The organism is Streptomyces sp. NPDC020742 (genome assembly GCF_040641675.1).
Taxonomy (GTDB): domain Bacteria; phylum Actinomycetota; class Actinomycetes; order Streptomycetales; family Streptomycetaceae; genus Streptomyces.
The window spans coordinates 13,841-34,035 of record NZ_JBFAEA010000001.1; the positions used below are offsets into that span (position 1 = coordinate 13,841).

Sequence of the window (20,195 nt, forward strand, 5' to 3'; positions counted from 1 at the left end):
ACGGAACGGGTCCGGAGGGTGCCGGCCATGGCGTCCGTCACTCCTCCCTGACCTCCCGCAACCCCACCCTCCACAGCAACGTCTGCCAGGACGCGCGCCCCGGACCGGGTCCCCGGGACTCGCCCCTCCGTCGGAAAGGTTGATCGTCGTGGTGTCGACAGCCAAGCGCACCCTTGAGATGCAGCTCCTCCTCGGGCCGGACGAAGCGGTTCCGGTGGCCGGCCGGTTCAGCTTCCGCAGCGACCGCCCGTACGAGGTCGAGGTGGCCTTCCTCAGCCGCGGGCGTACCGTCGCGACCTGGTTGTTCGCGCGCGAGCTGCTGCTGGGCGGGCTGCACGACGAGGTGGGCGAGGGGGACGTACGGGTATGGCCGCACCATGGGCCGGGCCGGGCGCAGCGGGTGCACCTGGAGCTGTCCACCGACGACAGCGTCTGTGAGCTGTCCGTCCGCACGGCCGAGCTGACCGCTTGGCTGGAGCAGACCGCGGCGATCGTCCCGCCCGGCGACGAGGGCAGCTACCTCGACATGGACGCCCATCTGGCGCGGCTGCTCGCCGGAAAGTGCTGAGGGGGAGAGGTTGATGGGGGAGACGATGACCAGGACGACGGCCGTGGACGGCGGGACCGTGGTGGCGCCGGGGGCCGGGGCAGCGGAGGAGGGCGGCGCCGTGGAGGGGGTCGGTGCGGTGGGGGAGACCGGGGGCGCGGAGGGGGTGGCGCCCGGGCCCGTAGCCGGTGTGCCCGCCCCGCGCCGCGGCGGGGACCCGGCGATATCCGCCGGGATGTCCCCGGCCACCCCGCACGACCCCTGCGCCCACGGCTTCCTGCCGGACCGGCCGCCGGTCCGTTCCATGATCGGCACCTGGACCCGGCTGGACGGGATGGCGCGGGCCGCCGCCGTCGCACCGCACCGTGCGGCCGCCGTCGCGCTGGTCGAACGCGCGCACCGCGCGGACGAGTTGGCCGCCCTGCGGCAGCGGGTCTCACGCCTGTCGCTGCGCAATGCCGAGGCCGCCGCGATGCGGATCGCGGTGATCGCGGCGGCCTGCGGATGGGGTGGGCTGGACCCCCAGGCGCCGGCCTCGCGCGAGGTCGCCGACGAGGCGTTCCTGGAGCTGTGGGCGGCCATCGCGCACCGCATCGACCATGACCAGTTCGTCGCCCTGCCCACTCTGGCGCTCCACAACTGGGCCCCGGAGCGCAAGCCGCGCCGCCACATCCCCATCGACCAACTGGCCCGCACCGAACAGCTGGTCCCGATCGTCCGCTGGGCGCCGGAGGGCCAGCCGCTCAGCCGCCTGGACCGGCTGATGCTGGCCGCGACCCGGCTGGAGGCGCACGGCATCTGGCTGTTCCGGCTCGCCGAAACCCTCGCGGGCCGCTCGCCCGACGACTCCTCCACCCCGACGGCGCTCCGCCGCCTGGTCCGCGTCCAGCACGCGCTGCGCGGCCAGCTCCACGCCGAGGCGGCGGAGCTGGCCGCGGCGCCGACGACCCCGCAGCAGGGCGCGGTGCTCGGCGCGCTGGTGGAGCAGGGCGCTCTGGAGCCGCCGGTGCTCCAGGCCGCCGAGGCGGTACTGGGCATCGGCTGCCGCCGCCCGGGTGAGGGCCGGCGGCAGCTGCTGCGGCGCCACCTCCCGTCGCAGCACCGGGCCTGGCTCAGCGCCATGGACCGGCACTGTGCGCCGGTCCGCACCCTGGCCCACCGGGGCGGGCCCGACGCCGCGGTCTACCGGGAGGCCCAGGAGTCGCTGATCGCCCTCCGGCGCACCTACACCGCACTGGTCCGTACGGCCGCCCGCCCCACGGCGGCCCCGCTCCCGGCGGCTGCCTGACACCGCCGGGCCGGCCGCGCCGCCGGGCCGGCCATGCCCCGCCCGCCGGGCCCGCCCGCCGGGCCCGCCCGCCGGGCCCGGGAGGTGGCCTACCGGGCCCACCGGCCCGAGCTCGGGTGCCCCGCCGTCAACGCACCTCCGGCCCGAACCGACGCCCGTACGCCGACGGAGTGATGCCCGTCTCGCGGCGCATCAGCGCGCGCAAATTGGTCGCGGTGCCAAGCCCGCTGCGCCGCGCGACCACCTCGAAACGGGACTCGCCTCGCTCGATCAACCGGCAGGCCAGAGCGAGCCGTTCCCCGGTGAGCCACGTCAACGGCGTCGTTCCCAGTTGTGCCCGGAAGCGGCGGTGCAGCGTGGCCGGACTGACCCCCGCGCGCGCCGCGAGGTCGGAGACCGCGAGCGGTGCGTCCAACCGTTCCTGGGCCCAGGCCAGGACGGGCGCCAGGGACTCGTCGGGCAGGTCGGGCATGGGGCGCTCCACGAACTGCCGCTGCCCGCCGTCCCGGTGCGCCGCGAAGACCAGTCGCCGGCTCACCGCGTTGGCGACCTCCGCGCCGTGGTCGCGCCGGACGATGTGCAGTCCGAGGTCGAGCGCGGCGGCGCTCCCCGCGGCGGTGAGGATGTCACCGTCGTCCACGAACAGCACGTCCGACGCGAGGTGGACAGCGGGGAAGCGGGCCCGGAAGGAATCCGCCCACTGCCAGTGTGCGGTGGCCCGGCGCCCGTCGAGGACGCCGGCCTCGGCCAGCGTGAAGGCCCCGCTGCAGAAGCCGACCAGGCGCGCACCGCGCGCGTGCGCCCGGCGGACGGCATCGAGCACGGCGGGGCGGCGGGGCACCTCGACGTCGGGGCGGTTGGGGACGATCAAGGTGTCCGCCGTGTCGGCCGCTTCCAGATCGGCGACCCCGGTGAGCGTGAAGAATCCGTCCCGCATCAGGGTGCGGGGCTCGGGGGAGCAGAGCCGGAAGTCGTAGAGAGCACGGCCGATCTCCGGTCTGCGCAGCCCGAAGACCTCGGTCGCACAGCCGAGCTCGAAGGGGTTCGAGTTCTCGTCCACGATCACGACGACCCGGTGTACGCCCGCGGTGCGAACCGCGTGCGAGGATTCTTTCGCCACCTGCGATTCCTAGCACTCACACCGGCTGGGTGAAAAGGATCAGGATGAGCCCATGAGTGACCGACCCATCTCCCTCAGCAAGGCTCTGGCCTCCTTCGATGCCCTGTGGAGCCCCCGCATCGTCACCCGCGTCAACGACTATGACGTCCGCATCGCCAAGATCGAGGGCGAACACGTCTGGCACGTCCACGACGACACCGACGAGTTCTTCCTGGTGCTCGACGGAGAGCTGCACCTCTCCTTGCGCGAGTCCGACGGGGAGCGCACGGTGCTGCTCCCACAGGGTGCGGTCTTCACCGTCCCCCGCGGTACGGAGCACAAGCCGTCCGCTCCGTCCGGCGCCGCCATCCTCATGTTCGAGCCCTCCGGGACACTGACCGTCGGCGATCGCCACGACGAGATCCCGGACCACGTGGACGCGACGACCGGGCACCCGCTCCACACCTGAGCCGACGGGCTTGGGGTGCCACGCCCGAGCCGACGGGCTTCGGTGCCAAACCCGAGCCGACGGGCTTCGGTGCCACACCTGAGCCGACGGGCTTGAGGCGCGCCCCTTGCCCTGGCCAGCGGCCCGTCACCGGGGGCAGGGCCGTAGCCCCGCGCCCGCGGATCACCGCACGGGCCTGCACTTCTGACGATACGTCAGCTACCCTGCGGCGCCATGACGGGCGAGGGCAGCGGCAGGGGCGAAGGCGTGCGCGCGGTGCGGGGCGCGCGGGGTTCCGGGGCCGGGACCGTGGCGGAGCTGGTGCGGGCACAGTGGGGCGATCACCGGACCGGCGCCCGCTTCGCGGAGGGCACCCTGACGCACCACGAGCTGGCGGGCGGGGCCGCCGCACGGGCGGCGCTGCTGGCGGACGTGCTGCCGCGGGACGCCGTACCGCACCTCGGGGTGTTGCTCGACAACGTCCCCGAGTATCCGCTGTGGCTGGGCGCGGCGGCGCTGGCCGGGGCCGCGGTCGTCGGGATCAACCCCACCCGGCGCGGCCCGGAGCTGGCCCGGGACATCGCCCACACCGACTGCGCGCTGCTGATCACCGAGCGCCGTCGGCTGCCGCTGCTGGCCGGCCTGGACCTGCCCGTCCCGCCCGAGCGGGTGCTGGTGGTGGACGACCCGGCATACGAGGAACTGCTCGCGCCGTACCGGGGTGCGGTGCCCGGGCAGAGCGGTACGGTCCCCGGCGGCGCCCGCACCCCGGACCCGGCCACCCGGATGCTGCTCTGCTTCACCTCCGGTTCCACCGGCGCCCCCAAGGCCGCCCTGTGCACCCAGGGCCGGCTGGCCGCCGCCGGCCACGCACTGGCACGGCACTTCGGGGTGCGCCGGGACGACGTCCACTACCTGTGCATGCCGATGTTCCACGGCAACGCCGTGCTCGGCGGCTGGGCCCCGGCCCTCGCGGGCGGTGCTGCCGTCGCCCTGCGCCGGCGCTTCTCGGCCTCCGCCTTCCTCCCCGACGTACGCCGCCACGGGGCGACCTACTTCACCTACGTCGGCCGGGCCGTGCAGTACCTGCTCGCCACCCCGCCGGCCCCCGACGACCGGGACCATCCGCTGCGCGCCGGCTTCGGCACCGAGGCGGGCAGCGTGGACGCCGCCCGCTTCGCCGAGCGCTTCGGCGTCCGGCTGACCGAGGGGTACGGCTCCTCCGAGGGCGGCGCCGCGCTCCGGCACACCCCGGACACCCCGCCGGGTGCCATCGGGCGGCCCGCGCCCGGCGACGACCTCGCCGTGGTCGACCCGGCGACCGGCGCCGAGCTGCCGCCCGCCCGCTTCGACGGCGCCGGCCGGCTGCTGAACGGTCGGGAGGCCATCGGTGAGCTGGTCAACCGGGGCCGCGGCTCCTTCGAGGGCTACTGGCGCAACCCCGCGGCGACCGCCGCGCGCACCCGCGGCGCGGGCGGGGCCGGTCAGGGGTGGTTCTGGACCGGTGACCTCTTCTTCCGGGACGCCGCGGGCTTCTTCCACTTCGCCGGGCGCACCGACGACCGGCTGCGGGTCGACAGCGAGAACCTCGCCGCCGCGATGATCGAGAACATCCTCGCCCGGTACGCCCCGGCCGCCGGCGTCGCCGTCTATGCCGTGCCCGACCCGGTCGCGGGGGACCAGGTGATGGCGGCCCTGGCGCTGCGCGAGGGCACCGCCTTCGACCCGGCGGAGTTCGTGACCTTCCTGGCGGCGCAGCCCGACCTGGGGACGAAGATGGCGCCCCGCTTCGTACGGACGGTGCCGGAGCTGCCGGTGACGGCCACGCACAAGATCCGACGGGTCGCCCTGCGGCGGGACGGGTTCGGCTGCCCGGAGCCGGTGTGGTGGACCCCGGCGCTCCCGCCGTCGGCGGCGGCCCCCGCGGGCAGCCGGTACCGCCGGTTCACCGAGGAGGATCGGGAAGCGCTGCTCGCGCTCTATCGGGAGCACGGCCGGGCGGAGCTGCTGGAGAGGTGATCCGGCCGGGGCGGGCGCCGCCCCTCGCAGGTGTGGCGCGGTGTACGCCGGGTGCCGACAAACGAAGTGGGCGTCCCCGGAGAACCGGAAACGCCCACTTCCTACGTGCGCCGCCAGGGACTCGAACCCCGGACCCGCTGATTAAGAGTCAGCTGCTCTAACCAACTGAGCTAGCGGCGCGCGCTGACGAAAGAAATACTACCTGGTCGAGAGGGGTGCTCATGACCACCCGCCGACCGGACCCGCCCGCCCCGCTCAGATCGCCAGTGACAGCAGCACCGGAGCGGCCTTGCGGTTGAGGGTGTCGGCCGCCTGGCGCAGGCGGTGGGCGTGCTCCAGCGGCATGGACAGCGCAAGGCAGCCGACCGTCGCACCGGCGGTGATCGGTACCGCGGCGCAGACCGTGCCGACCGCGTACTCCTGGAGGTCCAGGACCGGCACCGTGGCCGGCTGGCTGTCGAGCTTGTGGAACAGCACCTTCTCGTTGGTGATCGTCCGGGAGGTGAGCCGGGCGGTCTTGTGGCGGGAGAGGTGGTCCATGCGCCCGTCGTGGTCGAGCTGCGCCAGGAGGCACTTGCCGACGGCGCTGGCGTGCGCGGTGCGGCGGAACTCGGCCCACTCGTTGACCTTGGGCGCCAGCGGTCCGTCGGCGTAGTGCAGGATCTTGACCTCGCCGTCGATGTACCGGCTGATGTAGACCGCCGCACCGACCGAATCGCGGAGCCGGTCGAGGGTGAGCTGCAGCTTGTCGCGCAGCGCCCGGTCGCGCTCCCGGCCCGACCCCAGCAGCATCAGCGCTTCGCCGACGACGTACGCCCCGTCGGAGACCTGCTCGGTATAGCCCTCGCGCCGGAGCATCGACAGCAGGTGGGAGAGCTGGCCCGGGGACAGGCCCGTTTCGCGGGCGATCTGCGCATCGGTCACGCCATCGGCGTGCCTGGAGATCGTTTCGAGCACGCGCAGGGCGTACTGCACCGAATGGAACGGCGCGGTCGGCTCGGGCTTCAGCGCCACGGTGTCCCCCTAGCAGGTTGGTACCGCTTGCGTCGGACCACCGTCGCGGGAACGGTCGGCACGGATGCGACCGCAGCCCGGCAACGGGGCTGCTCTCACGATAGCGGTCAACCGCCCTCGGTGGAGGGGGTCTTGACCGAAAAGAAGCGCGTCCCGGTTTTCTGTACTGGGGCTTGAGACCTTGGCATATGCCAAGGTCACGAGGCTGCGTACTGGCGGAATCTGTACGCCGGGGGCACCCGGTCACCCCGGCGCATACCCCGTCCAGACCCCCGGAAGGGGGTGGAACCGGCCAATTCCCTGGCTGGTTCCACGGCTCCTCACCAGGGTGGCCCCGGAAGACACGGCGTCTTCAGGACGTTGTCGGCACGGCCGCCGGCCGGGCGCCGGCGCAGGGAACGCAGAAGGTGGTGCGCCCCCGGCGAAGAGGGGCACACCACCGAGGAACGGTCCGGCTAGGGCGCGGAGTTCACAGCACCGCGCTCAGGAACCCCCGGGTGCGCTCGTGCTCCGGATCGGTGAAGATCTTCTCCGGGGAGCCGGCCTCGATGACCCGGCCGGAGTCGAACATCAAGACCTCGTCGGAGATGTCCCGGGCGAAGTTCATCTCATGGGTGACGCAGAGCATCGTGATGTCCGTGGTGTGGGCGATGTCCCGCAGCACATCGAGCACCCCGGCCACCAGCTCCGGGTCCAGCGCCGAGGTCACCTCGTCCAGCAGCAGCACCTGCGGGCGCATCGCCAGCGCCCGGGCGATGGCGACCCGCTGCTGCTGGCCGCCGGAGAGCTGGGTGGGGTACTTGTCGAGGTGCTCGGTCAGGCCCACCAGGTCCAGCAGCTCCCGCGCCCGCTGCTCGGCGGCGTCCTTGTCCAGCCCCAGCACGTGCACCGGCGCCTCGGTGATGTTCCGCAGCACCTTCATATTGGGGAAGAGGTTGAACTGCTGGAACACCATGCCGATGTTCTTGCGGACCTCCCGGGTGTGCTTCTCCCCGGCCGGGACGAGCTTGCCGCCCTTCTCCTCGTGCGTGAGGTACTCGCCGCCGACCTTGATGGTGCCCTCGTCCGGCTTCAGCAGCGTCATCAGCAGCCGCAGGATCGTGGTCTTGCCGGAGCCGGACGGGCCGATCAGGGTGACGTGCTTGCCCGAGGAGACCGTGAAGTCCAGGGAGTCCAGGACGGTGTTGGCCCCGAAGCGCTTGGTGACGTGGTCGAAGCGGATCAGCTCGCTGCCTCCCCCGGACTCCGTCCGGGTGGGGGTCCCCCCGGCGGTAGCGGGGGGAGTTCCCCCCTCGGCCGGGGTGATCTTCTCCTGGGCCGAACTCTGGGGACCCTTGGGGTCCTTGGGGTCTTTCGCGTGGTTGCTGTCAGCGGACAAGGCGACGCTCCAGGGCTCGCAGGAGGAGGGAGGTGGGGTAGGAGATGACCACGAAGAGGATGCCGACGACGGTGATCGGCTCCAGGTAGTCGAAGGTGGTGGCGCTGATGCTGTTCGCCTGGAACAGCATGTCGGCGACGGTGATGCCGGCCAGCAGCGGCGTGTCCTTGAACATCGCGATCACGTAGTTGCCGAGCGCGGGCACCACCCTGCGGAACGCCTGCGGCAGGATCACCGCGGTCCAGGTGCGCCGGCGCGGCAGGCTCAGCGCCGTGGCGGCCTCCCACTGGCCGGGCGGCACCCCGTCGATCCCGGCCCGGTAGACCTCGGCGGTGTACGTCGAGTAGTGCAGCCCCAGGCCGATCACGCCCGTGGTCAGTGGCGCGAAGGTCAGCCCCCAGTTGGGCAGGACGAAGAACAGGAAGAACAGCTGTACCAGCAGCGGGGTGTTGCGGATGAACTCCACGACGATGCTGACCGGCCAGGTCACCCAGCGGCTGCCGGAACGCAGCAGCAGCGCCCACACCAGACCGAGCACGAAGGACACCAGCGAGCCGTAGATGGTCGCCTGGACGGTGATCCACAGCCCCTTGAGCAGGTCCGGCATGATCTCGCCGACATAGCTCCATGACCAGTTGTTCACGGCTTCCCTCCGGTGGCCAGCGCCTCGGGTCCCTGCTTCTCGACGGGCAGCTTGCGGGAGAACCAGCCCTCGCCCTTGGGCACCTCCCGGCCCACCGAGGCCTTGGCGCGCCGCTCCAGCAGCCGCATGATCCGGGTCACCACGAACGCGACCGCGAAGTACAGGACCAGGATGATCCCGTAGACCTGGGCACTCTGGCCGGTCGACAGCCGGGCCAGCTTGGCCTGGAAGGTGAGCTCACCGATCGACAGCAGCGACGCCAGCGCGGTGCCCTTGAGCAGCTCGATCAGTAGGTTGTTGAACGGCGGCATCATCTCCGGGACGGCCTGCGGCAGGATCACCTTCCGCAGCCGCTGCCAGGGGCTGAAGCTCAGCGCGATGGCCGCCTCCCGCTGGGCGGGCGCCACCGCCTGCAGGGCGCCGCGCACGATCTCCGAGCCGTACGCGCCGTACGACAGGCCGAGGGCCAGGGTGCCGGCCCAGATGCCGACGAGCTGCCAGCCCAGCAGCGGCAGCGCGAAGAACAGCCAGAACATCAGCACCAGCGCCGAGGTGCCGCGGAAGAACTCCACGTACACCCCGGACAGGAAGCGGACGATCCAGAACCGCGAGGTGCGGGCCAGGCCGACACTGAAGGCGACCGTGGCGGCCAGCGCGGCGCTGTAGACCATCAGCTGGACGGTGATCCACAGCCCTTCGAAGAAGAGTTTCCACAGCGCAGAGGTCACTTCTTACAGAGCTCCTTCGCCGTGAGGTCGGTCATGAACTCCTCGGTGAAGCCGTACGGCTTGGCGATCCGCAGGAGCTCGCCGCTCTTCTTCATCTTCTGCAGCTCGCGGTTGAAGGCGTCCCGCAGCCTGGTCTCGCCGATCCGGAAGCCGTAGCCGCCGCCGTCCCGCTGGGGCTTGCCGTCGACCTTGGGGGTGAACGGCGGGGTCATCTCCACCTTCGGGTGCTGACCGGTCTTCAGCGCCTCGATCATGGTCAGCGCGGTACCGGCGAAGACGTCGATCCGGCCCGCCTCCAGTGCCTCCATTCCGGCGATCTGGTCGCCGTAGGTCTGGATCTCGCTCTTCTTGACACCGTTGCCGACCGCGTAGTCGATCTCGGCGTATCCGATGCCGGTGCCCATCCTCAGGTGCTGCCGGGCGATGTCCGGATAGTCCTTGATCTTGTGCGGGTTCCCCTTCGGGACCAGGAAGGCGTCCTTCGACTCGTAGTCCGGGTCGGAGAAGAGCACCGCCGCACAGCGCGCCTTGTTGATGAACATGCCGGCGACGATCACGTCGAACTGGAAGGAGTGCAGCCCGGGTACCAGCGCGCCGAACTCGACCGGCACCGGCTCGAAGTGCTTCACGCCCAGCCGCTGGAAGATCGTCTTGGCGACCGCGGGTGCCTCGCCGGTCAGCTCACCCTTGTTGTTGATCGAGGCATAGGGCGGTTCGCTGGCGATCCCCATCCGGACGGTGCCCTTGCGGCGCAGGTCGTCGAGCAGGTGCCCGCCGTCCGTCGCACCGGAGACATCGACCCGGGAGCAGCCCGTGGCGCCCAGGGCACCTGCTGCGCCGAGCGCCGCTACCCCCGCGAGCAGCGACCGGCGGCGGATGCCGGAGGGCAATCTGCCGGTGTTCTCTGAGGTGTTCCATGGTGGTGGAGGCATGGGCGCGCGGCTACCCGGACTGTCGGAAGATATGCCGATCGTTTCCAGCCCTTGATGCAAGCGTTCGGGAGTCGTTCCCTGCACGCGGTCAGGAGTCGTTCCGGGCAAGCGGTCAGGAGTCGTTCGGTGCTGTTCCATGCTGTTCCGTACGCCGGTATTGCCCCCCTACGATCTGAGCATGACCGATCGCTTCATCGAAGTCTCGCTCGACAAGCGCGGCGTGAGCTGCACGGCGAAACTGCTCGACGACCGCGCGCCGATCACCTGCAACGCCGTATGGGACGCCCTGCCGCTCGGCGGCGACGTCTACCACGCCAAATACGCCCGCAATGAGATCTACGCCCTCCTGGAGCCCTTCGCCCCCGAGGAGCCGCCGCTGGAGAACCCGACGATCACTCCGATCCCCGGCGATCTGTGTTACTTCACCTTCAGCGACACCCAGTTGGGTACCGCCTCGTACGGCTACGAGCGGCAGGCCAAGCACCAGGGCCGCGCCACCGTCGTCGACCTCGCGCTCTTCTACGAGCGCAACAACCTGCTGATCAACGGTGACGCGGGCTGGGTGCCCGGCATCGTGTGGGGCAGCGTCGTCGACGGCCTGGACCGGATGGCCGACGCCTGTCAGGACCTGTGGCGGGCCGGCGCCCTGGGGGAGACCCTCAGCTTCCGGCGGGCCTGAGGGCCGGCGGGGCGGGGATCCGCGCGGTCCCCGCCTCGTAGAGGGCGTGCGCGGCGCGCAGCACCAGCGCGTCCGCGTGCCGCGCGCCGACCAGCTGGACGCCGATCGGCATGCCGTCGCCGTCCACCCCGCAGGGCACCGTCGCGGCCGGCTGCTGGGTGAGGTTGAAGGGGTAGGTGAACGGCGTCCACCCCGTCCAGCGGGTGTGGCCGGATCCGGGCGGCACCTCCGTGCCCGCCGCGAAGGCGGTGAGCGGCTCGGTCGGCGTCACCAGCAGGTCGTAGGTGCGGTGGAAGCGGCCCATCGCCTGCCCCAGGGCCATCCGGGTGTCGACCGCCGCCAGATAGTCCAGCGCGCTGTAGCGGGCGCCCTGCTCACAGATCTCCCGCAGTCCCGGATCCAGCAGCGCGCGGTCGGCCTCGTCCAGGTGCTGCACCACCCGGGCCGCCCCGCTGAACCACAGCGTGTGGAACGCCTCCACCGGATCGCCGACGGCCGGATCGGCCTCCTCGACGTGCGCGCCCAGCTCGGCGAGCGTCTCCACCGCGCCCCGCACCGCCGCGGTGACCTCCGGGGCCACCACCACGTCCTGGCCCAGCGCCGGGCTGAAGGCCACCCGCAGCCCGGACACCCCGCCGGCCAGCGCCTGACGGAACGAACCGGCGGCCGGCCCCAGCTGCGACCAGTCCCGCGAGTCCGCACCGGTGATCACGTCCATCATCAGCGCCGCGTCCGCCGCGTCGCGGGTCATCGGCCCGACGTGTGCCAGTGTCCCGAAGGGACTGGCCGGGTACAGCGGCACCCGCCCGTACGTCGCCTTCAGCGCGAAGATCCCGCAGAAGGACGCCGGGATGCGCACCGAACCGCCGCCGTCCGTGCCCAGACTCAACGGCCCGGCGCCCAGCGCCACCGCCGCCGCGCTGCCGCCGCTGGAGCCGCCCGCGGTCCGCCCGGCGTCGTACGGATTGCCCGTCACCCCGTGCCGCGGACTGTCGGTGACGCCCTTCCAGCCGAACTCGGGCGTGGTCGTCTTGCCCAGGAACACCGCGCCGGACTCGCGCAGCCGGGCCACCGAGGGCGCGTCCTCCTCCCAGGGGCCCTCCTCCCGCACCGTCAGCGACCCGCGCAGGGTGGGCGCCCCGCGGGTCAGGATCAGGTCCTTGACGGTCACCGGCACCCCGTCCACCGGGCCGGCCGGCGCCCCGGCCCACCAGCGCTCCGCCGACTCCCCGGCGGCTGCCAGCGCCCGGTCCGCGTCGATCCGGGTGAAGCAGTTGGTCGCCCGCTGGGCGGCCTCGGCCCGCTCCAGCGCCGCCCGGGCGGCCTCGACGGGGGAGAAGGCGCCGGCGGCGTACCCGGCCGTGAGCTCGGTGGCGGTCAGGTCGGCGAGGTGAGTGGGGTCGGTGGTCATGCGTCCTCCGCGCGTCGGCCGCCCCGGCGGGACGGCAGGTGGGGGCGGGGCGGCCCGCGCCGGGCGCCGGCCGGCCCGCCGTCACTGCACCGGCACGTACCCGAGTCGTTTGTCGACGACGTTGAGCAGCGGCTCGCCGGCCGCCCACCGGTCGAAGTTGTCCTGGAACTGCTCGGCCAGCGCGTCCCGCCAGCCCAGGGTGTCGCCGCTCATGTGCGGCGAGACGAGCAGCCCCGGCACGTCCCACAGCGGGCTGTCCACGGTCAGCGGCTCGTGCTGGAAGACGTCCAGCGCGGCGCCCGCGATCCGCCGCTCGCGCAGCGCCGCGACCAGGTCCGCCTCGACGACCAGGGGGCCGCGCCCGACGTTGAGGAACCGCGCCCGCGGCGGCATCAGGCCGAACACCGCCTTGTCGAACAGCCCCCGGGTGGCGTCCGTCAGGGGCGCCGCGCAGACCACCCAATCCGCCTGGGGCAGCAGGCCGTTCAGCGCTTCACTCGCATGGACCAGGCCGAATTGCGGATCGTCCGGGCGCTCCCGCCGGCCGACCAGGTCGACCTTGACACCCAGTGCCAGCAGGGTCGCCCCGACGGCCCGGCCGATCGGCCCGGAGCCCACCACGACGGCGCGGGTGCCGGCCAGCCGCAGCGTCTCGCGGTGCTGCCAGCGCCGCTGCCGCTGGAGCTCCCAACTTCCGTGGAAGTCCTTGGCCATGGCGATCACCAGCCCGGCGACGTACTCGGCGATCGGCTGCTCGAAGACGCCCCGGGCGTTGGTCACGACCGTGTCGTCGGCGACCAGCGCCGGGCACAGCAGCTGGTCCACGCCCGCGCTCGCGGTGTGCACCCAGCCCGGTCTGGGGCCGACCTCGGGCCAGGCATCGCGGATCGCCCCGGAGGTGAAGTCCCAGGCCAACAGGGCATCGGCGGTGGGGAGTCGGTCGGCGAGCGAGGCCTCGTCGGTGAAGATCACCCGGGCCCGTCCGGTGAGCCGGTCGAGCTTCGGCGGCGGGTCGGAGCCCAGGACGAGGACGGTGGGTGCAGTCATAGGCCGGAAACCGTTCTGAAACGTGAGCCCCTTTCACTGGAAAGGGGTCCGCGGGCAGGTGCCTGAGATGCGAGGATTGACCACGCTAAGAAGTCGTATCTACCGTGTCAACAACGGCATCTGTCCCGACGTCCCGGCTTGCTCCGGCTGCACCTCATCCCCGGCCACTGGCCTGGCCATCAGCCCTTCGTTTTCTAGGGGCCTTCAATGGACGTCTCTTTTCTGGGTGGCCCCCAGCCTCAGCTCGGTGTGGGCGTTGTCGCCCCTTTTGACTTCGCACTCGACCGTGAACTGTGGCGCTGGGTGCCCGACGATGTGTCCCTCCACCTCACCCGAACACCGTTCGTGCCCGTCGAGGTCAGCCTCGACCTGGCCCGCCTGGTCAGCGAGCACGAAACCCTGGACGCTGCCGTGCAGGCACTCTGCGCGGTATCACCGCAGGTCATCTGCTATGCCTGCACCTCCGGCAGCTTCGTCGGCGGTGTCGCGGGCGAGCGGGCCATGTGCGCCGCCATGGTCCAGGCCGGGGAGGTTCCCTCCCTCACGACCTCGGGCGCACTGATCGAAGCGCTGCGCGAGATCGACGCGCGGCGCATCGCCGTGGTCACGCCCTATACGAAATCGGTCACCGACTCCCTGGAGGGCTACCTCGGGGAGGCGGGCATCACGGTCACCGGCCGGGCCTATCTCGGACTGACCCGGCACATCTGGAAGGTGCCCTACCGCGACGTCGTGGAGATGGCCCGCACGGCCGTCGTCGGCGCCGCCGACGCGCTCTTCATCAGCTGTACGAACCTGCCGACCTACGACGCCATCCCACAGCTGGAGGCCGAGCTGCGGATGCCGGTGCTCTCCGCCAACCAGGTCACGATGTGGGCCGCGCTGCGCGCCATCGGCGTCCAGGCGGTGGGGCCGTACCAGGCACTGCTCGACCCGGTGGCACGGCGCGGCCCGGCCGCGATGACCGGGTCCGATCCGGCCGGACCGGGCCAGGCACCGCCGGCGACCCCCGAGGCGGCCTTCGCCGCATCGCCCGCCCCGCCCGACGGAGAGCCGGTGGACGGCGTCGAACCGCCGCCCTACTCACCGGAGGATCCCGGTTCGCTGCCCCCGGTCTGAGGCCGGTCCGCACCCGAACCCCGCACCGGACGCTGCCGGCCGCCCCCGCCGCACAGCCGGCAGCGCCCCTTTCCCCTTCCGCCGTTCCCGCCCTGAATCCGCCCCGCCGTTCCCGCCGTTCCGCCGTCCCCGCGGTGCTCGCGGTTCCCTGAGCTCTCACTGTTCCCGCCGCTCGCACCGCACTAGCCGAAAGCACCCCGTACCCACGAACACCCCGGCACCCGCAGCCGTACACGCAAGGGAGACCTGCATGGCATCGGTCGGCTTCCTCTACCCCGGTCACTCCGCCGAGGACGACTACCCCCGGCTGGAGACGATCCTGGGCGGCTCGGTCCGCCTGCCGCTCGTGCACACCGACATCGGCGAGGACGCCCACCGGGTCGACGCGCTGCTGGAGATGGGCTCCGCCACCCGGCTGGCGGCCGGCGTGGCGGAGCTCAAGCGGCACGGCGCCCGGGCCGTGGTCTGGGCCTGTACGAGCGCCAGCTTCGTCTTCGGCTGGGAGGGCGCCCAGGAACAGGTCAGGGAGCTGTCCGCGACCGCCGCGCTGCCGGCCTCCAGTACCTCGTTCGCCTTCGCGCACGCGGTGCAGGCACTGGGCGCCCAGCGCGTCGCGATCGCCGCGACGTACCCGGAGGACGTGGCCGAGCACTTCCGCGCGTTCTTGAAGTCCGCCGGTACGGAGGTCGTCTCGACCCGCGGCAGCGGCATCATCACCGCCGCCGAGGTCGGCACCTGGGGCCGCGAGGAGGTGCTCGCCCTTGCCCGTGCCGGCGACCACCCGGACGCCGAGGCCGTCCTGCTGCCGGACACCGCGCTGCACACCGCCGCACACCTCCCGGCCCTCGAAGCCGAGCTGGGCAAGCCGGTGCTCACCGCCAATCAGGTGACGGTCTGGGAGGGGCTGCGGCTGCTGGACCGGACGGTCTCCTGCCCGGCACTGGGGACGCTCTTCTCCCCCGGCGCCGCCGGCTGACCGGCCGTGCCCCGGGCCCGGGAATAAGTGGAGAAGGTCTCCGGTTGTCCTCCGCGCAGAGTCCGCGCCAGATGAGGAGGACCCGTACGTGAGCGGCGAAGAGGACCGGACCCGGGCCACGGGAGAGACGATCCGCGACGGCGGAGACGGCATACGGGGCGTGGCCCGGGGCAGCGCCCCGGTCCCGCTCTCCGTGCTCGACCTGGTCACGGTCGGCGCCGGCAGCACCGCTTCGGACGCCGTGCGCACCGCCGTGGCGATCGCCCGTACGGCCGAACGCCGCGGCTTCCACCGCTACTGGGTCGCCGAGCACCACTCCATGCCCGGTGTGGCCTCCTCCTCCCCGGCGGTGCTGTTGGCCCATCTCGCCGCGCACACCGAGCGGATCCGGCTCGGCTCCGGCGGTGTGATGCTGCCCAACCACGCCCCGTTGGTCATCGCCGAGCAGTTCGGCACCCTGGAGGCGATGGCCCCCGGGCGGGTCGACCTCGGGTTGGGCCGTGCGCCGGGCACCGACGGGGCCACCGCCGCCGCCCTGCGCAGGGCCGAGCGCCTGCACGAAGGGGCGGAGGACTTCCCGCAGCAGCTGGCCGAGTTGACCCGGTTCCTCGACGACTCCTTCCCCGACGGCCACCCGTACGCCCGGATCCACGCCGTCCCCGGACCGGTGCAGGCCACCTCGCCCGGCGGCGTCCAGTCCCGGCACCGTCCGCCCCTGTGGCTGCTGGGCTCCTCCGGCTTCAGCGCCCGACTGGCCGGCTCGCTCGGCCTGCCGTTCGCCTTCGCGCACCACTTCTCGGCGGCGAACACCCTGCCCGCGCTCGACCTCTACCGGGCGTCCTTCCGCCCCTCGGAGCTGCTCTCCGAGCCGTACGCACTGATCGGGGTAGCGGCGCTGGCCGCGGAGGAGGAGCGCGAGGCCCGCCGCCAGGTGCTGACCGGCGCGCTGTCGATGGTCCGGCTGCGCACCGGGCGCCCCGGTCTGGTCCCCACCCCGGAGGAGGCCGAGGCGTACCGCTTCAACGAGCTGGAGCGCGGCTTCGTCGACGGCTGGCTGGGCAATGTCGTGCACGGCACCCCCGACGCGGTCCGCCAGGGCCTGGACGACCTCGCCAAGCGCACCGGCGCCGACGAGCTGATGATCACGTCCAACGCCCACGGCGGCGCGGCCAGGCTCAGGTCCTACGAGCTGATCGCGGACGCCTACGGCTGCTGACGCCGGTGGCTCCGGGCGGACTCAGATGAACAGCGCAGCGACCCGGTCGGGCGCCACCGGCCGCGAGTAGAGCCAGCCCTGCCCGGTGTCGCACCCGATCCGGCGCAGCCGCTCGGCCTGTTCGGCGCTCTCCACGCACTCGGCGGTCACCGTCAGGCCCAGCCGGTGCGCCAGCGCCACCAGGGCCTCGACGATCATCTCGTCCGCCGGGTTGGGGTGCTCCTGGGAGCGGAAGCCGCGGACGAAGGAGCCGTCCAGCTTCAGCACGGAGACCGGGAGGCGGCTGAGGTAGGCGAGGTTGGAGTAGCCGGTGCCGAAGTCGTCGATGGCGATCCGTACGCCCATGTCGCTCAGGGCCTGGAGCGCCTGGAGCGGCCGGCCGGCCGAGCCCATCACCGCGGACTCGGTCAGCTCCAGCTGCAGCAGCTCCGGCGGCAGCCCGGTCTCGGCGAGGATCCCGGCGACGTCCGCGACCAGGTCGGAGTCCCACACCTGACGCACGGCCACATTGACGCTGACGAAAAGCGGCTGGTCGCTGGGGTGCGCCAGCTGCCAGGCGCGTGCCTGGTGGCAGGCTCGGGTCAGCACCCAGCGGCCCAGTTCGACGATCGCGCCGTTCTCCTCCGCCAGCGCGATGAACCGATTCGGCGACAGCGTCCCGAACTGCGGGTGCCGCCAGCGCACCAGCGCCTCCACGCCCTGCGCCCGGCCGTCGCCCAGGCCGATCAACGGCTGGTACTCCAGGGTGAATTCGCCGCGATCGACGGCCGGGCGCAGGGTGCTGGAGAGCGCCTGCCGGGTCATCCGGTGGGCGTTGCGCTCCGGGTCGAAGAGCGTCCAGCGGGCCTTGCCGTCCTCCTTGGCCCAGTACAGCGTGGTGTCCGCGGCCTGCATCAGGCCGGTGGCGGTGGTGCCGGTGGCGGTCCGCTCCACCACCCCGATGCTCGCCGACACCGACAGCCGCTGCCCGGCCAGGTCGAACGGGCGCTGCAGCGCGTCCAGGACGGACTGGGCCAGCTCGGCCAGTTGGTCGGTGCCGGTGGAGTCCTCCACCAGGAGGGCGAACTCATCGCCGCCGAGCCGCGCCACCAGATGCCCGCCGCGGCCCGCCCCGCGGTCCGCGCCGCTCTCCGCGCAGCGGGTCAGCCGCTGCGCCACGGCGCTCAGTAGCCGGTCGCCGACCCGGTGCCCGAGGGTGTCGTTGACGGCCTTGAAGCCGTCCAGGTCGAGGTAGCACAGGCCGATCCGGCCGGTGCCGGACGGCTCGAAGGCGGCCGTCTCCAGGGCGGTGGCGAGCCGCTCGAAGAACAGCGCCCGGTTGGGCAGGCGGGTCACCGGGTCGTGCATCTGCAGATGCCGCAGCCGGGCCAGCAGATCGTGCCGGTCGCTGATGTCCGCGACCGACAGCAGCATCCGCTCCTCGCCGCTGAGCGGCTCGGGCGTCAAGGGCTCGACGGTGACCTCCACCCAGACGGAGTGGCCCTCGGGGTGTTTGAGGCGGCGGGTGCAGCGCAGCCGTTCGCTGCGGCCGCACAGCACCTCGCGGTAGGCGGTCCACACCCGGGGGTCGGCGCCGAGGTCGGTGAGGTCCGCGGCGGTGGCGGCGACCAGCTTCTCCGGGGCGGTGCCGACCAGTTCGCCGAAGGCCGGGTTGGCGGCGAGCACCAGCCCGTCGCTGTTGAGCACCGCCATCGCCAGTCGTCCGGCGTGGAAGGCCGCGCGGTAGTCGCCCAGGGAGGCGGCGGCGTCGTCGCAGCCGTCGGCAGGGGAGGGCCGAGCCTCGGGGGTTTCTTTGGTCGTACCGTTACGCTCCGTCACCGAGGGCAGTGTCGCTCCAGGGGTGCGGCCCGGGCCGTCGGGGTGTCCGCTCACTGCTCGCTCCCGCATGGCGCTGGTCTCGTGAGGTGCTTCTCGCGCTGGAAAGTGTGGCGATCATAGAGGCTGGCGCAACGGCCGATCCAGCGACGCAGCCGTGATCGTCGGCCCGCATGACGGAACTTCGGCCATTTCTGCTCGGCTCTGTTCGTACCGATTGCCCCCTTGGTCGTTTGTGACGTTCCGTTACGGCGCGTTGGAGTCGCGCCGGTCACTCGTCTGGGCCTTGGAAACGCGTCAAAACAGGACGAATAGCATTAAATCGCCACAGGGTAGAGGAGGTCTCCGCATCCGTCCCTGGAGGTATGTGTGCCGCGCACCCAGAGACCCGAGGGGGTGGACCGTCGCCTACGGCGGATCGCGGCCGTCATCACCTCTCTGAGCGCGCTCATCGCGACCTCGATCGTGGCCGGCCCGGCCACCGCCTCCGAGGCTGCCCTCTCCTGTGCGCTGGGTCGGACCGACGCCCACCACTCCGAGGGCGTCGACGGCTGGGACGGCGCCTACACCCGCCCGGACCGGCCGCTCGACGCGGTGATGATCTACCTCTCCTTCCCGGACTCCCGGACCCGCGCCACTCCCCAGCGGCTCTCCCGCGACTACTTCCCGGCCACCTCCGCCTTCTTCGAGCGCGCCTCGTACGGCAGGTTCCGGCTGCGCCCGCACGTGCACCGGTCCTGGGTGCGGATGCCGCGCCCGTCCGTCGCCTACGGGATACAGCGGGACTGGGACGCCGGGCGGCGGGCGGCCTACCTGCGGGATGCGGTCGCCGCAGCCGATCCATCGGTGGACTTCAAGCGATACGACATGGTCTATTTCGTGGCCGATCCGGGCGCTCCTGGTGTCGATTCGGACGCGACGAAGGTGGTCAACCTCGATCAGCCGATGCATGCCGACGACCGTGATCTGCGTCGGTTTGTGACCGTCTTCGAGCAGAGTCCACCGGATCGCAATGTCCTTGCGCATGAGACCGGTCATGTCTTCGATTTGCCCGACCTGTACCACCGCCCGAAGGACGGTCGGGGCGACTGGGACACCTATGTGGGGGACTGGGATCTCATGGGCAGCCAGTTCGGACTGGCGCCCGACCCCTTGGCCTGGCACAAGTGGAAGCTCGGCTGGATCGCCGACAACCAGGTCGACTGCATCGACCTGACCGGCCCCGCCATGCACTCGCTGCGCTCCCTGGCCGCCCCCAAGGAACCCCGCAGTCAGCGCCGCCCCCGCCTCCTGGTGGTCCGTACGGGGATCGGCAGCGCGCTGGCCATCGAGGGGCGCGCGGCCATGGGCAACGACCGTGCGCTGTGCTCCGAGGGCGTCCTGGTCTACCGCGTCTCCAGCGAAACCCCCTCCGGGTCGGGCCCGGTGCGCGTCCTGGACGGGCACCCGGGCACCTCCGCCTGCTGGGGCACCTCCGTCTACCCGCCGCTCGCGGACGCGCCCCTGGGGGTGGGCGACAGCATGGACGACACCGAGGACGGCGTTCGCATCCAGGTGGCGGGCCGGTCCAGCGACGGGGACTGGGCGGTGAAGATCGACCGCGGCTGACGGCGGCCCGTCGCGCCGGCGCCGGCCATCCCGTAGGCGCCGGCCGTCCCGTAGGCGCAGTGTCCGGGCATGACGAAGGCCCCCACCGGAGTGGGGGCCTTCGACCGTCTGTGCGCCGCCAGGGACTCGAACCCCGGACCCGCTGATTAAGAGTCAGCTGCTCTAACCAACTGAGCTAGCGGCGCCTGCTGACGGGGAAAACATTAGCATCCTGATCGGGGAGCACAA

The 20,195-nt window shown here is 72.3% G+C and carries 18 protein-coding genes and 2 tRNA genes; 9 read left to right on the forward strand and 11 right to left on the reverse strand.

The features are described 5' to 3' along the window. Positions 1 to 148: 148 nt before the first annotated feature. Both AB0G84_RS00065 and AB0G84_RS00070 read left to right on the forward strand, forming a co-directional pair. Complete coding sequence (locus tag AB0G84_RS00065; protein WP_361313192.1) at positions 149 to 568, forward strand: SsgA family sporulation/cell division regulator; 420 nt, start codon at positions 149 to 151, stop codon at positions 566 to 568. A 13-nt stretch (positions 569 to 581) separates the two neighbouring features. Next, entirely contained in the window at positions 582 to 1,835 is a 1,254-nt protein-coding gene (locus tag AB0G84_RS00070) for a hypothetical protein (protein WP_361313195.1), read from the forward strand. Between the two features lie 127 nt (positions 1,836 to 1,962). On the opposite strand, the gene AB0G84_RS00075 is transcribed toward AB0G84_RS00070, so the two are convergent. Beyond that, positions 1,963 to 2,955: a helix-turn-helix domain-containing protein gene (locus tag AB0G84_RS00075; protein WP_361313197.1), complete on the reverse strand. Its 993-nt coding sequence runs from the start codon at positions 2,953 to 2,955 to the stop codon at positions 1,963 to 1,965. A gap of 52 nt (positions 2,956 to 3,007) precedes the next feature. Here AB0G84_RS00075 and AB0G84_RS00080 point away from each other — a divergent pair, with 52 nt between their 5' ends. Continuing rightward, positions 3,008 to 3,403, forward strand: a complete 396-nt coding sequence (locus AB0G84_RS00080; protein WP_361313199.1) for a cupin domain-containing protein — start codon at positions 3,008 to 3,010, stop codon at positions 3,401 to 3,403. Between the two features lie 213 nt (positions 3,404 to 3,616). Continuing rightward, positions 3,617 to 5,401, forward strand: a complete 1,785-nt coding sequence (locus tag AB0G84_RS00085; protein WP_361313201.1) for an AMP-binding protein — start codon at positions 3,617 to 3,619, stop codon at positions 5,399 to 5,401. Between the two features lie 106 nt (positions 5,402 to 5,507). Here AB0G84_RS00085 and AB0G84_RS00090 read toward each other — a convergent pair. The 6 genes from AB0G84_RS00090 to ehuB all read right to left on the reverse strand — a co-directional run bounded on the left by AB0G84_RS00090 (position 5,508) and on the right by ehuB (position 10,096). Then, positions 5,508 to 5,581: transfer RNA gene (locus AB0G84_RS00090), tRNA-Lys, on the reverse strand. A 75-nt stretch (positions 5,582 to 5,656) separates the two neighbouring features. Then, positions 5,657 to 6,415 carry an IclR family transcriptional regulator C-terminal domain-containing protein gene (locus AB0G84_RS00095; protein ID WP_361313203.1) on the reverse strand — a complete coding sequence of 253 codons (759 nt, stop codon included), beginning with the start codon at positions 6,413 to 6,415 and terminating at the stop codon, positions 5,657 to 5,659. A gap of 469 nt (positions 6,416 to 6,884) precedes the next feature. Continuing rightward, on the reverse strand, positions 6,885 to 7,640 hold the full coding sequence (gene ehuA, locus AB0G84_RS00100) for an ectoine/hydroxyectoine ABC transporter ATP-binding protein EhuA (protein WP_361315009.1): 756 nt from the start codon (positions 7,638 to 7,640) through the stop codon (positions 6,885 to 6,887). A 142-nt stretch (positions 7,641 to 7,782) separates the two neighbouring features. Next, complete coding sequence (ehuD, locus tag AB0G84_RS00105) at positions 7,783 to 8,400, reverse strand: ectoine/hydroxyectoine ABC transporter permease subunit EhuD (RefSeq protein WP_361315011.1); 618 nt, start codon at positions 8,398 to 8,400, stop codon at positions 7,783 to 7,785. A gap of 32 nt (positions 8,401 to 8,432) precedes the next feature. Next, positions 8,433 to 9,164, reverse strand: coding sequence for an ectoine/hydroxyectoine ABC transporter permease subunit EhuC (gene ehuC / locus AB0G84_RS00110; protein ID WP_361313205.1), 732 nt, complete (start codon positions 9,162 to 9,164; stop codon positions 8,433 to 8,435). Continuing rightward, on the reverse strand, positions 9,161 to 10,096 hold the full coding sequence (gene ehuB / locus AB0G84_RS00115; protein ID WP_361313208.1) for an ectoine/hydroxyectoine ABC transporter substrate-binding protein EhuB: 936 nt from the start codon (positions 10,094 to 10,096) through the stop codon (positions 9,161 to 9,163). Before ehuB ends, ehuC begins: the two co-directional genes overlap by 4 nt. 178 nt (positions 10,097 to 10,274) lie before the next feature. On the opposite strand from ehuB, the gene AB0G84_RS00120 reads away from it, so the two are divergent. Further along, positions 10,275 to 10,775 (forward strand): DUF3830 family protein, encoded by a 501-nt coding sequence (locus AB0G84_RS00120; RefSeq protein ID WP_361313210.1) that lies wholly within the window; start codon positions 10,275 to 10,277, stop codon positions 10,773 to 10,775. On the opposite strand, the gene AB0G84_RS00125 is transcribed toward AB0G84_RS00120, so the two are convergent. Both AB0G84_RS00125 and AB0G84_RS00130 read right to left on the reverse strand, forming a co-directional pair. Beyond that, positions 10,756 to 12,186 carry an amidase gene (locus tag AB0G84_RS00125; protein ID WP_361313212.1) on the reverse strand — a complete coding sequence of 477 codons (1,431 nt, stop codon included), beginning with the start codon at positions 12,184 to 12,186 and terminating at the stop codon, positions 10,756 to 10,758. The two genes, AB0G84_RS00120 and AB0G84_RS00125, sit on opposite strands and share 20 nt — an antisense overlap. An 81-nt stretch (positions 12,187 to 12,267) precedes the next feature. Beyond that, complete coding sequence (locus AB0G84_RS00130; RefSeq protein ID WP_361313214.1) at positions 12,268 to 13,233, reverse strand: D-2-hydroxyacid dehydrogenase; 966 nt, start codon at positions 13,231 to 13,233, stop codon at positions 12,268 to 12,270. A 207-nt stretch (positions 13,234 to 13,440) separates the two neighbouring features. Between AB0G84_RS00130 and AB0G84_RS00135 the strand changes: the two genes are divergently transcribed. From AB0G84_RS00135 to AB0G84_RS00145, 3 genes are all read left to right on the forward strand, one after another. After that, positions 13,441 to 14,352 carry a decarboxylase gene (locus AB0G84_RS00135; RefSeq protein ID WP_361313216.1) on the forward strand — a complete coding sequence of 304 codons (912 nt, stop codon included), beginning with the start codon at positions 13,441 to 13,443 and terminating at the stop codon, positions 14,350 to 14,352. Between the two features lie 250 nt (positions 14,353 to 14,602). Further along, complete coding sequence (locus tag AB0G84_RS00140; RefSeq protein ID WP_361313218.1) at positions 14,603 to 15,328, forward strand: aspartate/glutamate racemase family protein; 726 nt, start codon at positions 14,603 to 14,605, stop codon at positions 15,326 to 15,328. Positions 15,329 to 15,416: 88 nt separating this feature from the next. Continuing rightward, positions 15,417 to 16,544: an LLM class flavin-dependent oxidoreductase gene (locus AB0G84_RS00145; protein ID WP_361313221.1), complete on the forward strand. Its 1,128-nt coding sequence runs from the start codon at positions 15,417 to 15,419 to the stop codon at positions 16,542 to 16,544. Between the two features lie 21 nt (positions 16,545 to 16,565). Here AB0G84_RS00145 and AB0G84_RS00150 read toward each other — a convergent pair whose 3' ends face one another. Continuing rightward, entirely contained in the window at positions 16,566 to 18,362 is a 1,797-nt protein-coding gene (locus tag AB0G84_RS00150; protein WP_361313224.1) for an EAL domain-containing protein, read from the reverse strand. A 366-nt stretch (positions 18,363 to 18,728) separates the two neighbouring features. Here AB0G84_RS00150 and AB0G84_RS00155 point away from each other — a divergent pair, with 366 nt between their 5' ends. After that, positions 18,729 to 19,967: a M6 family metalloprotease domain-containing protein gene (locus tag AB0G84_RS00155; RefSeq protein WP_361313227.1), complete on the forward strand. Its 1,239-nt coding sequence runs from the start codon at positions 18,729 to 18,731 to the stop codon at positions 19,965 to 19,967. Positions 19,968 to 20,078: 111 nt separating this feature from the next. On the opposite strand, the gene AB0G84_RS00160 is transcribed toward AB0G84_RS00155, so the two are convergent. Further along, positions 20,079 to 20,152 (reverse strand) — tRNA-Lys (locus AB0G84_RS00160). Positions 20,153 to 20,195 lie beyond the last annotated feature (43 nt).

What these genes read in the sequence shown, in the direction of transcription:
- AB0G84_RS00120 (WP_361313210.1), top strand. Translation starts at nt 10,275, where the DNA reads ATGACCGATCGCTTCATCGAAGTCTCGCTCGACAAGCGCGGCGTGAGC.
- AB0G84_RS00135 (WP_361313216.1), top strand. Translation starts at nt 13,441, where the DNA reads ATGGACGTCTCTTTTCTGGGTGGCCCCCAGCCTCAGCTCGGTGTGGGC.
- ehuD (WP_361315011.1), bottom strand. Translation starts at nt 8,400, where the DNA reads ATGCCGGACCTGCTCAAGGGGCTGTGGATCACCGTCCAGGCGACCATC.
- AB0G84_RS00070 (WP_361313195.1), top strand. Translation starts at nt 582, where the DNA reads ATGGGGGAGACGATGACCAGGACGACGGCCGTGGACGGCGGGACCGTG.
- AB0G84_RS00080 (WP_361313199.1), top strand. Translation starts at nt 3,008, where the DNA reads ATGAGTGACCGACCCATCTCCCTCAGCAAGGCTCTGGCCTCCTTCGAT.
- AB0G84_RS00125 (WP_361313212.1), bottom strand. Translation starts at nt 12,186, where the DNA reads ATGACCACCGACCCCACTCACCTCGCCGACCTGACCGCCACCGAGCTC.
- AB0G84_RS00140 (WP_361313218.1), top strand. Translation starts at nt 14,603, where the DNA reads ATGGCATCGGTCGGCTTCCTCTACCCCGGTCACTCCGCCGAGGACGAC.
- AB0G84_RS00130 (WP_361313214.1), bottom strand. Translation starts at nt 13,233, where the DNA reads ATGACTGCACCCACCGTCCTCGTCCTGGGCTCCGACCCGCCGCCGAAG.
- ehuB (WP_361313208.1), bottom strand. Translation starts at nt 10,096, where the DNA reads ATGCCTCCACCACCATGGAACACCTCAGAGAACACCGGCAGATTGCCC.
- AB0G84_RS00085 (WP_361313201.1), top strand. Translation starts at nt 3,617, where the DNA reads ATGACGGGCGAGGGCAGCGGCAGGGGCGAAGGCGTGCGCGCGGTGCGG.